The following is an 11,228-nucleotide window of genomic DNA, read 5'->3' as shown; positions in this document are numbered from 1 at the left end:
TCGTTGACCACTTCACTTACGCCTTTATGGGCGACGGCTGCATGATGGAAGGTATCTCCCATGAAGCCTGCTCGCTGGCCGGTACCCTGAAACTGGGCAAACTGGTGGCGTTCTACGATGACAACGGCATCTCCATCGACGGTCACGTTGAGGGCTGGTTCACCGACGATACCGCGAAACGCTTTGAAGCCTACGGCTGGCACGTGGTGCGCGGGGTGGACGGTCACGACGCAAACGCTATCAAACGCGCGGTAGAAGAAGCGCGCAGCGTGACGGACAAACCGTCGCTGCTGATGTGCAAAACCATCATCGGTTTCGGTTCGCCGAACAAAGCCGGTACCCATGATTCCCACGGCGCGCCGCTGGGTGATGCAGAAATCGCTCTGACCCGCGAAGCGCTGGGCTGGAAACACCCGGCCTTTGAAATTCCGTCTGACATCTATGCGCAGTGGGATGCGAAAGAAGCTGGCCAGGCGAAAGAAGCTGCGTGGAACGAGAAATTCGCGGCTTACGCGAAAGCCTTCCCGCAGGAAGCTGCCGAGTTTACCCGCCGTATGAAGGGTGAGCTGCCCTCTGACTTCGACGCCAAAGCACAGGCTTTTGTGGAGAAATTGCAGGCTAATCCGGCGAAAATCGCCAGCCGTAAAGCCTCACAGAACGCCATCGAAGCTTTTGGTCCGCTGCTGCCAGAATTCCTTGGCGGCTCGGCTGACCTGGCACCAAGCAACCTGACCCTGTGGTCCGGTTCGAAAGCCATCAACGAAGACACTGCCGGCAACTACATCCATTACGGTGTGCGCGAGTTCGGTATGACCGCGATTGCCAACGGTATCTCCCTGCACGGCGGTTTCCTGCCGTACACTTCCACCTTCCTGATGTTCGTCGAATATGCCCGTAACGCGGTGCGTATGGCAGCGCTGATGAAACAGCGTCAGGTGCTGGTCTACACTCACGACTCTATCGGTCTGGGCGAAGACGGTCCGACTCACCAGCCGGTGGAGCAGGTGGCTTCCCTGCGCCTGACCCCGAACGTCAGCACCTGGCGTCCGTGTGACCAGGTGGAATCCGCGGTAGCGTGGAAATATGGCGTTGAGCGTGCCGATGGCCCGACTGCGCTGATCCTCTCCCGTCAGAACCTGGTGCAGCAGGAGCGTACGGCGCAACAGCTGGCGGATATTGCCCGCGGTGCTTATGTACTGAAAGAGTGTGCTGGTCAACCGCAACTGATCCTGATTGCCACCGGCTCTGAAGTAGAGTTGGCGGTGTCGGCGTGGGAAAAACTGACCGCCGAAGGCGTGAAGGTGCGTGTGGTCTCTATGCCGTCTACCGATACGTTCGACAAACAGGATGCGGCGTACCGTGAATCCGTCCTGCCGAAAGCCGTCTCTGCGCGCGTGGCGATTGAAGCCGGCATTGCAGACTTCTGGTACAAATACGTGGGCCTGAACGGTGCGGTAGTGGGCATGACCACCTTTGGTGAGTCGGCGCCGGCTGAGCTGCTGTTTGAAGAGTTTGGCTTCACCGTGGATAACGTGGTCGCCAAAGCGAAAGCGCTGCTGTAATCCCTGTCGCCGTATAGCGGCTTCACAGGTTAAAGATCAACCGGGCATTACGCCCGGTTTTTTTTCGGCTGTTATTCTTCAGTTCGATGCACTTGAACCAATTATTCCTGTGAAAATGTGATGCAAGTCAGATTACTGGTGAAACCGTCTGGACAATCATTCCTTTTATTCCATGTTTCGCTTATTCTAGCTGAAGCGTTTCAGTCGATTAAATGTTCGACAAATGACCAATCAGACGCAGTTTGAGGCAGGCGAGGATTCCCCTCTTGTGGTTGCTGGATTACTCTGTCATCCACTTCAGGCTGGCTTGTCTTGCAGGAGAGTTATGACCGTACGCATAGCGATTAATGGTTTCGGTCGCATCGGGCGCAATGTGGTTCGTGCTTTATATGAATCCGGGCGTCGGGCGGAAATCACCGTGGTGGCAATCAATGAACTGGCGGATGCCGTGGGCATGGCGCATTTATTGAAGTATGACACCAGCCATGGACGTTTTGCCTGGGATGTTCGCCAGGAGCGCGAGCAACTGTTTGTTGGCGATGATGTCATTCGCATTCTGCATGAGCGATCGATCACGGCGCTGCCCTGGCGTGAACTGGGTGTGGATGTGGTGCTCGACTGTACGGGCGTGTATGGCAACCGTGAAGATGGCGAAGCCCATCTTGCGGCGGGAGCGAAAAAAGTTCTGTTCTCTCACCCCGGTAGCCACGATCTTGATGCGACCATCGTGTTTGGCGTTAACCAGAGCACGCTGCGTGCTGATGATCGCCTGGTCTCTAACGCGTCCTGCACAACGAACTGTATTATTCCGGTCATAAAACTGCTCGACGATGCGTATGGTATCGAATCAGGAACGGTGACGACCATTCACTCCGCGATGCACGATCAGCAGGTGATTGACGCCTATCATCCCGATCTGCGCCGCACGCGTGCAGCCAGCCAGTCAATTATCCCGGTGGACACCAAACTGGCGGCGGGGATCACGCGTATTTTTCCGCAATTTAATGACAGATTCGAGGCGATAGCTGTTCGCGTACCGACGATTAACGTGACGGCTATCGATCTCAGTGTAACGGTAAAAAAACCGGTAAAAGCTATGGAAGTCAACGCGTTGCTGCAAAAAGCAGCGCAGGGAACATTTCATGGTATAGTTGACTATACGGAATTACCGTTGGTTTCAACCGATTTTAACCACGATCCGCACAGTGCCATTGTTGATGGTACACAGACACGGGTCAGTGGCGCGCACCTGATTAAAACCCTGGTATGGTGCGATAACGAATGGGGCTTTGCTAACCGGATGCTCGACACGACGTTAGCAATGGCGGCTATTAATTTCAGGTAAGACACTTACGTGTCTGCAAAACTTTAAGAATCATTGAGAGGATTCACCATGTCTGTAATTAAGATGACCGATCTGGATTTGGCAGGTAAACGCGTTTTCATCCGTGCGGATTTGAACGTACCGGTTAAAGATGGCAAAGTGACCAGCGATGCGCGTATCCGTGCTTCTCTGCCGACCATCGAACTGGCCCTGAAGCAGGGTGCGAAAGTGATGGTCACCTCCCACCTGGGTCGTCCGACCGAAGGCGAGTACAACGAAGAATTCTCTCTGTTGCCGGTTGTTAATTACCTGAAAGACAAACTGTCCAGCCCGGTACGTCTGGTTAAAGACTACCTGGACGGTGTTGACGTTGCGGCCGGTGAACTGGTTGTTCTGGAAAACGTGCGTTTCAACAAAGGCGAGAAGAAAGACGACGAAGCACTCTCCAAAAAATACGCTGCACTCTGCGACGTGTTCGTTATGGATGCTTTCGGTACCGCGCACCGTGCGCAGGCTTCGACTCACGGCATCGGCAAATTTGCTGACGTAGCTTGTGCAGGTCCGCTGCTGGCAGACGAACTGGACGCGCTGGGTAAAGCACTGAAAGAACCGGCTCGCCCGATGGTCGCTATCGTGGGTGGTTCTAAAGTTTCCACTAAACTGACCGTTCTGGACTCTCTGTCCAAAATCGCTGACCAACTGATTGTGGGTGGCGGTATCGCCAACACCTTCGTTGCTGCCCAGGGCCACAACGTCGGTAAATCCCTGTACGAAGCCGATCTGGTTGATGAAGCTAAACGTCTGCTGAATTCTTGTGATATCCCGGTTCCGACAGATGTTCGCGTTGCAACCGAGTTCTCAGAAACCGCAACGGCTACCCTGAAGTCCGTGACTGACATCAAAGATGATGAGCAAATTCTGGATCTGGGCGACGCGTCTGCGGAAAAACTGGCTGAAATCCTGAAAAACGCCAAAACTATCCTGTGGAATGGTCCGGTTGGCGTGTTTGAATTCCCGAACTTCCGTAAAGGTACTGAAATCGTGGCTAACGCTATCGCAGACAGCGACGCGTTCTCCATCGCAGGTGGTGGTGACACCCTGGCGGCGATCGACCTGTTTGGCATCGCTGACAAAATTTCCTACATCTCCACTGGCGGCGGCGCATTCCTCGAATTCGTGGAAGGCAAAGTGCTGCCGGCAGTAGCTATGCTCGAAGAGCGCGCTAAGAAGTAAGTTTTTACTGGGCAGGGAAACCTGCCCAATTTTCAGCGCGCTTAAGAGCTCGCGACTTTTCTCTAACGGTCGAAGATACAGATACAGGACTCCGTAACATGTCTAAAATTTTTGATTTCGTAAAACCGGGCGTGATCACTGGTGATGACGTTCAGAAAGTGTTCCAGGTAGCGAAAGAAAACAACTTCGCTCTGCCAGCAGTAAACTGTGTGGGCACCGACTCCATCAACGCTGTTATGGAAGCTGCTGCGAAAGCAAAAGCGCCGGTTATTATTCAGTTCTCCAACGGTGGCGCTGCCTTTATCGCAGGTAAAGGCGTGAAAACCGACGTTCCGCAGGGTGCGGCAATTCTGGGCGCTATTTCTGGCGCGCATCACGTTCACCAGATGGCTGAACATTACGGTGTGCCAGTGATCCTGCACACTGACCACTGTGCCAAAAAACTGCTGCCGTGGATCGACGGTCTGCTGGATGCGGGTGAAAAACACTTTGCTGCTACCGGTAAACCACTGTTCTCTTCTCACATGATCGACCTGTCTGAAGAGTCTCTGGAAGAGAACATCGAAATCAGCTCTAAATACCTGGCGCGCATGGCCAAAATGGGCATGACTCTGGAAATCGAACTGGGTTGCACCGGTGGTGAAGAAGACGGCGTAGACAACAGCCACATGGACGCTTCTGCACTGTACACCCAGCCGGAAGATGTTGATTACGCGTACACCAAACTGAACGCGATCAGCCCGCGTTTCACCATCGCTGCTTCCTTCGGTAACGTACACGGTGTGTACAAACCGGGTAACGTGAAACTGACCCCGACTATCCTGCGTGACTCTCAGGAATATGTGTCTAAAAAACATAACCTGCCGCACAACAGCCTGAACTTTGTCTTCCACGGCGGTTCCGGTTCTTCTGCTCAGGAAATCAAAGACTCCGTAAGCTACGGCGTTATCAAAATGAACATTGATACCGATACCCAATGGGCAACCTGGGAAGGTATCCTGAACTACTACAAAGAGAACGAAGGCTACCTGCAGGGCCAACTGGGCAACCCGAAAGGCGCAGACCAGCCGAACAAGAAATACTACGATCCGCGTGTATGGCTGCGTGCTGCGCAGACCAGCATGGTCGCTCGTCTGGAGCAGGCTTTCAAAGAACTGAACGCAGTAGACGTTCTGTAATTTGCGTCCTGGTTCAGCCAAAAGCCCGCATATATGCGGGCTTTTTTATTGAGAATTCAACAGGCTGTCCGCGACATAAAATGTGATCCATTTGGCGAAATCGTCGCTTATTGTTTACCCTTTAGGAAACCGTCCTGCCCGTAAGGGGCGGTTTTCCCGTTTGGAACAACAGTAAGGAAGAAAGAATGGAAGATCTCAACGTCGTCGACAGCATCAACGACGCTGGCTCGTGGCTGGTCAACAACCAGGCGCTTTTGCTAAGCTACGTCGTCAATATTGTGGCGGCGATCGCCATTATCATTGTCGGTATGATCGTCGCGCGCATTGTCTCCAATGCTGTGAACCGGTTGATGGTGGCACGGCATATTGACACCACCGTCGCGGATTTTCTCTCTGCACTGGTGCGTTATGGCATCATCGCGTTTACCCTGATTGCTGCGCTGGGGCGTGTTGGCGTACAGACCGCCTCGGTGATCGCCGTACTCGGTGCTGCCGGTCTGGCCATTGGTCTGGCATTGCAGGGCTCGCTCTCTAACCTGGCGGCAGGCGTGTTGCTGGTCACTTTCCGTCCGTTCCGCTCCGGCGAGTATGTCGATTTGGGGGGTGTAGCCGGGACGGTGTTGCAGGTGCAGATTTTTTCCACCACCATGCGCACTGTCGATGGCCGTATTGTGGTTATCCCGAATGGCAAAATTATCGCCGGGAATATCGTGAATTTTTCCCGTGAGCCGGTGCGCCGTAACGAGTTCATTATCGGCGTGGCTTACGATTCCGATATCGATCAGGTTAAAAACATACTGACGGAGATTATTCAGGCTGACGATCGCATTCTCAAAGATCGTGAGATGACCGTGCGTCTGAATGAGCTGGGTCCCTCTTCAATTAACTTTGTAGTGCGTGTCTGGAGTAAGAGCGGCGACCTGCAAAACGTCTACTGGGACGTACTGGAGCTGATTAAACGCCGCTTCGATGAACAGGGCATCAGCTTCCCGTACCCGCAAATGGACGTCAATTTTAAACGTGCCAAACCCGCTGCAGAGCAGTAACGTCCAAGGTCGGCTCAGCCGGCCTTTTTGTTACCTGTTTTCATTAGTGATTCTAATTAACGATTAAAATTATCAATTTCAACTAATAACTCTTCCGCGCTATAGTCTGCATCCGAAACAACTCTGACGGAATAAAGTCGTGCTATCTTATTATTTTCAAGGGCTTATGCTCGGTGCCGCGTTGATCCTGCCGTTGGGTCCGCAAAATGCGTTTGTCATGAACCAGGGGATTCGCAGGCAGTACCACATCATGACCGCTTTTCTCTGCACCCTCAGTGACTTGCTGCTGATCTGCGCCGGTATTTTTGGCGGTAGTGCGCTGCTGATGCAGTCACCCTGGTTGCTGGCGCTGGTCACCTGGGGTGGCGTTGCGTTTTTGCTGTGGTACGGTTTTGGCGCGCTGAAAACTGCTCTCAGCAGCCAACCGGACATGGCCAGTGCGGACGCGTTACGCCAGGGGCGCTGGCGCATTATTGCTACCATGCTGGCAGTGACCTGGCTTAATCCCCATGTTTATCTCGATACCTTTGTTGTGCTCGGTAGCCTGGGCGGGCAACTGGATGTGGAGCCACGTCGCTGGTTTGCGTTAGGCACAGTCAGTGCATCGTTTCTGTGGTTCTTCAGCCTGGCTTTACTCGCAGCCTGGCTGGCACCCCGCCTGCGAACAGCCAAAGCGCAGCGGGCTATCAATCTGCTGGTTGGGCTGGTGATGTGGATTATCGCGCTTCAACTGGCGAAAGAGGGCATCCACCATTTGCAGGGATTATTCAGTTAAGGTAAGTCCGATGGACAATTTGCGCCGAGCCGCTAAGCTTGCTGCCAGGCGTCCAGCGTGTATGGACGTAACAAAAGCACCATGGAGGAGCAACTGTGAAATTTAAAGTGATGGCCCTGGCGGCGATGGTGGGTTTCAGTGCGATGGCGGTGCAGGCGAGTGAATTGCCTGATGGTCCGCATATTGTCACCTCAGGGACGGCGAGCGTGGATGCGACACCGGACATCGCCACCCTGGCGATTGAGGTGAATGTCGCCGCTAAAGATGCAGCCTCAGCCAAAAAACAGGCCGATGACCGTGTTGCGCAATATCTTAGCTTCCTTGAGCAAAATGGCATTGCCCGTAAAGACATTAATGCCGCGAACTTACGCACTCAGCCCGATTATGACTACCAGAACGGCAAAAGCATCCTCAAAGGCTACCGTGCAGTACGCACCGTTGAAGTGACGCTGCGCGAGCTGGATAAACTCAATTCGCTGCTGGATGGCGCACTGAAAGCGGGTCTGAACGAAATCCGTTCCGTCTCGTTGGGGGTTGCGCAACCGCAATCCTTTAAAGATAAAGCCCGTAAAGCCGCAATTGATGATGCCACCCGCCAGGCACAGCAACTGGCCGACGGCTTCCATGCCAAACTCGGTCCCGTCTACAGCATTCGTTACCATGTTTCTAACTATCAGCCGAGCCCGATGGTTCGCATGATGAAAGCCGAGGCAGCAGCGCCAGCTTCTGCGCAGGAAACTTACGAACAGCCGACTATCCAGTTTGACGATCAGGTTGATGTGGTGTTCCAGTTGGAGCCCGTTCAGGGCCAGCAGCAGACTCCTGCTGCGAAGTGATCGTTTCCCTCACCCGTGAGGGTGAGGGGCAAATCAATCCTGCCTTAATACTTTATGCCCGTATTCCAGCAGCGCATCGGTTACGTTGCGCATCATCCGGCTTTCCGGCGCAAAGCGATGCCAGTAGAGCATGCGGCGTTGCAGCAGTCCCGGCGTCAGGTCAATTAACTCACCGCTGTTCAATTCTCTTTCAATCTGCAGGTGCGGGATCATACAGCAGGTGGTGCCCTGGCGCGCCAGTTGCACAAAGGCTTCGGAGGAGTTAACGATATGGCATGGGACGCTGCCCGGCGGCAGATCGAAGTACTGTTGTAAAAACGCCTGATGCATGTCATCCAGATGGTCAAAGGCAACCGCAGGCGCTTTCAGTAACGCAGAGCGCGTGACCCCGTTGGGGAAATAGCGCGCAGCAAACTCTTTTGAGCCGACGAACAGGTAATCCAGCGCGCCAAGTTGATCAACCAGACAACTGGGCAGCGCTTGCGGCTGAATACTCACCGCACCTACCACCTCGCCACGACGCAGGCGTTCCTGGGTGCGGGTTTCATCTTCAACCTGCAGATTCAGACGAATGGGGGAGTCCACCAGCACGGGCGCCAGCGCAGGCAGCAGCCAGGTCGCCAGACTGTCGGCGTTGACTGCCAGCGACAGCAGCAGCGGCGTAGAGCCGGTTTGCTCATCCCCCAGCCACTCTTCTTCCAGCAATTCCACCTGGCGCAGCAACGCCAGCAGTTTTTGCCCCTGTTCCGTTGGACGCGGTGGTACCGTGCGCACCAGCAGTGGTTGGCCGAACATATTTTCGAGTTGTTTAATGCGCTGCGATACGGCGGACTGGGTAATACACAGCTTTTGTGCGGCGCGCTCAAACCCGCGTTCACGAATGACCGCATCAAGCGCTTGTAGTGTTCTGTAGTCCGGACGTTTCATTGTTCGCACTGTCTCCTGAAAATGATTACCCAGCACTATGACATAAATTTTTAGGAGATACAGACGAAATTGGCAGTCGCGTAATGTGACGCTGGTCACAGGGACATTTAGGGGGAGGCTGGTCTATAATGCGCCTGAAATTTCACACCACAGGTGAACGACCATGACGCAGGATGAACTCAAAAAAGCAGTGGGCTGGGCAGCGCTTAAGTATGTTGAACCCGGCACCATTGTGGGCGTAGGCACAGGCTCCACTGCCGCACACTTTATTGACGCATTGGGCACGATGAAAGGCCAGATTGAAGGCGCAGTCTCCAGTTCGGACGCTTCAACCGAGAAGTTGAAAGGCCTCGGGATTACCGTGTTCGATCTCAATGAGGTGGATCGGTTAGGCATCTACGTTGATGGTGCAGACGAAATTAATGGTCAGATGCAGATGATCAAAGGCGGCGGCGCGGCGCTAACGCGTGAGAAAATCATTGCGTCGGTCGCCGATAAGTTTATCTGCATCGCTGATGCGTCTAAGCAGGTCGACATCCTGGGGAAATTTCCGCTGCCGGTGGAAGTGATCCCGATGGCGCGCAGCGCGGTTGCCCGTGAACTGGTGAAACTGGGCGGACGCCCGGAATATCGCCAGAATGTGGTGACGGATAATGGCAACGTGATCCTCGATGTGTACGGGCTGGAGATTATCGACCCGATCGCGCTGGAAAACAGCATTAATGGTATCCCGGGCGTAGTTACCGTAGGGTTATTCGCTAACCGTGGCGCGGATGTGGCGTTGATCGGCACTGCCGATGGCGTGAAAACCATCGTAAAATGATCTGACAGGGAGGCGCCTGCCTCCCTCTAAAAAATCTGCGAGCGGCATATTTGGTGATATCTGTCACGTTTTTCTGCTATTTCTACGATCCCTGCCAGTGTTGTCCATTTTTCCAGCATTTTTATCTGCCAATTCCCGCTGTATGACATTTCTTCAGATAGCCGACGCAAACGTTCATATTGCTGCAATAGTTTTTTTTGATATGTTGACTGAAGCGGATTGCGATCTGCACAACATCACAGTCAAGACAAAAACAGGGTCGGGTAAATGGCAAAGGTATCACTGGAGAAAGACAAGATTAAATTCCTGCTGGTTGAAGGGGTTCATCAGAAGGCGCTGGATAGCCTTCGTGCGGCAGGTTATACCAACATCGAATTTCATAAGGGCGCGCTGGACAGCGAACAACTGAAAGAATCCATTCGTGATGCTCACTTTATTGGCCTGCGATCCCGTACTCAACTGACTGAAGATGTCATTGCTGCCGCTGAAAAACTGGTGGCGATTGGGTGTTTCTGTATCGGCACCAACCAGGTTAACCTCGACGCGGCTGCGAAGCGCGGCATCCCGGTGTTTAACGCGCCGTTCTCCAATACGCGTTCCGTTGCGGAACTGGTGATTGGCGAACTGCTGCTGCTGATGCGCGGGATCCCGGAAGCGAACGCCAAAGCCCATCGCGGTATCTGGAACAAGCTGGCTGTGGGCTCCTATGAAGCGCGCGGTAAAAAACTGGGCATCATCGGTTATGGTCACATTGGTACGCAGCTCGGTATTCTCGCAGAATCGCTGGGTATGCATGTTTACTTCTACGATATTGAAAACAAACTGCCGCTCGGTAACGCCACACAGGTTCAGCACCTTTCCGATTTGCTGAACATGAGCGATGTAGTGAGCCTGCACGTGCCGGAAAACAACTCCACCAAAGATATGATTGGCGTGGAAGAACTGGCGCTGATGAAACCTGGCGCGCTGCTGATTAACGCCGCACGCGGTACGGTGGTGGATATTCCGGCGCTGTGCGATGCGCTGAAACGCAAACATCTGGCGGGCGCGGCTATCGACGTGTTCCCCACAGAGCCAGCAACCAACAGCGACCCCTTCGACTCCCCGCTGTGCGAATTCGATAACGTACTGCTAACCCCGCACATTGGCGGCTCCACGCAGGAAGCGCAGGAAAACATCGGGTTAGAAGTCGCCGGTAAACTGATCAAATACTCGGATAACGGCTCAACGCTGTCTGCGGTTAACTTCCCGGAAGTTTCTCTGCCGTTGCATGGCGGTCGTCGTCTGCTGCACATCCACGAAAACCGCCCGGGTGTGCTGACTGCGCTGAACCAGATTTTTGCCAGCCAGAACATCAACATTGCTGCACAGTATCTGCAAACAACGCCGTATATGGGCTATGTGGTGGTGGATATTGAAGCCGATGAGGATGTGGCGCAGAAAGCGCTGCAGAGCATGAAAGCCATTCCTGGCACCATTCGTTCCCGTCTGCTGTTCTGATAAACCTCGCGTCTTCCTCTCCCA

At 53.8% G+C, this 11,228-nt stretch carries 10 protein-coding genes; 9 read left to right on the top strand and 1 reads right to left on the bottom strand.

The window, feature by feature from the left end; translation table 11 throughout:
• The 7 genes from tkt to GA0061071_RS15450 form a co-directional block, all read left to right on the top strand.
• On the top strand, positions 1–1,562 hold a 1,562-nt coding region (gene tkt, locus GA0061071_RS15480), incomplete at its 5' end, for a transketolase (protein WP_090269453.1).
• Positions 1,563–1,887: 325 nt separating this feature from the next.
• Positions 1,888–2,907, top strand: coding sequence for an erythrose-4-phosphate dehydrogenase (gene epd, locus GA0061071_RS15475; protein ID WP_088237740.1), 1,020 nt, complete (start codon positions 1,888–1,890; stop codon positions 2,905–2,907).
• Between the two features lie 48 nt (positions 2,908–2,955).
• Positions 2,956–4,119 (top strand): phosphoglycerate kinase, encoded by a 1,164-nt coding sequence (gene pgk, locus GA0061071_RS15470; protein WP_061493226.1) that lies wholly within the window; start codon positions 2,956–2,958, stop codon positions 4,117–4,119.
• Positions 4,120–4,217: 98 nt separating this feature from the next.
• Entirely contained in the window at positions 4,218–5,297 is a 1,080-nt protein-coding gene (fbaA, locus tag GA0061071_RS15465; RefSeq protein ID WP_061493227.1) for a class II fructose-bisphosphate aldolase, read from the top strand.
• A 185-nt stretch (positions 5,298–5,482) separates the two neighbouring features.
• Positions 5,483–6,343: a small-conductance mechanosensitive channel MscS gene (gene mscS / locus GA0061071_RS15460; RefSeq protein ID WP_061493228.1), complete on the top strand. Its 861-nt coding sequence runs from the start codon at positions 5,483–5,485 to the stop codon at positions 6,341–6,343.
• Between the two features lie 139 nt (positions 6,344–6,482).
• Positions 6,483–7,118 (top strand): arginine exporter ArgO, encoded by a 636-nt coding sequence (gene argO / locus GA0061071_RS15455; protein WP_061493229.1) that lies wholly within the window; start codon positions 6,483–6,485, stop codon positions 7,116–7,118.
• 95 nt (positions 7,119–7,213) lie between these two features.
• Positions 7,214–7,954: an oxidative stress defense protein gene (locus GA0061071_RS15450; protein WP_061493230.1), complete on the top strand. Its 741-nt coding sequence runs from the start codon at positions 7,214–7,216 to the stop codon at positions 7,952–7,954.
• 33 nt (positions 7,955–7,987) lie between these two features.
• Here GA0061071_RS15450 and argP read toward each other — a convergent pair whose 3' ends face one another.
• Positions 7,988–8,881: a DNA-binding transcriptional regulator ArgP gene (gene argP, locus GA0061071_RS15445; RefSeq protein WP_061493231.1), complete on the bottom strand. Its 894-nt coding sequence runs from the start codon at positions 8,879–8,881 to the stop codon at positions 7,988–7,990.
• 163 nt (positions 8,882–9,044) lie between these two features.
• Here argP and rpiA point away from each other — a divergent pair, with 163 nt between their 5' ends.
• Positions 9,045–9,704, top strand: a complete 660-nt coding sequence (rpiA, locus tag GA0061071_RS15440) for a ribose-5-phosphate isomerase RpiA (protein ID WP_061493232.1) — start codon at positions 9,045–9,047, stop codon at positions 9,702–9,704.
• A 267-nt stretch (positions 9,705–9,971) separates the two neighbouring features.
• A complete protein-coding gene (gene serA, locus GA0061071_RS15430; RefSeq protein ID WP_061493233.1) occupies positions 9,972–11,204 on the top strand; it encodes a phosphoglycerate dehydrogenase in 1,233 nt (410 codons plus the stop codon).
• Positions 11,205–11,228: the final 24 nt, after the last annotated feature.

Origin of the sequence: Kosakonia oryzendophytica (assembly GCF_900094925.1) — a bacterium.
In the GTDB taxonomy this organism is placed as follows: Bacteria; Pseudomonadota; Gammaproteobacteria; order Enterobacterales; family Enterobacteriaceae; genus Kosakonia; species Kosakonia oryzendophytica.
Note: the sequence above shows the minus strand (reverse complement) of the source record. Positions and strands in the feature narration are given on the sequence as shown.

What these genes read in the sequence shown, in the direction of transcription:
- serA (WP_061493233.1), top strand. Translation starts at nt 9,972, where the DNA reads ATGGCAAAGGTATCACTGGAGAAAGACAAGATTAAATTCCTGCTGGTT.
- pgk (WP_061493226.1), top strand. Translation starts at nt 2,956, where the DNA reads ATGTCTGTAATTAAGATGACCGATCTGGATTTGGCAGGTAAACGCGTT.
- mscS (WP_061493228.1), top strand. Translation starts at nt 5,483, where the DNA reads ATGGAAGATCTCAACGTCGTCGACAGCATCAACGACGCTGGCTCGTGG.
- rpiA (WP_061493232.1), top strand. Translation starts at nt 9,045, where the DNA reads ATGACGCAGGATGAACTCAAAAAAGCAGTGGGCTGGGCAGCGCTTAAG.
- epd (WP_088237740.1), top strand. Translation starts at nt 1,888, where the DNA reads ATGACCGTACGCATAGCGATTAATGGTTTCGGTCGCATCGGGCGCAAT.
- argP (WP_061493231.1), bottom strand. Translation starts at nt 8,881, where the DNA reads ATGAAACGTCCGGACTACAGAACACTACAAGCGCTTGATGCGGTCATT.
- fbaA (WP_061493227.1), top strand. Translation starts at nt 4,218, where the DNA reads ATGTCTAAAATTTTTGATTTCGTAAAACCGGGCGTGATCACTGGTGAT.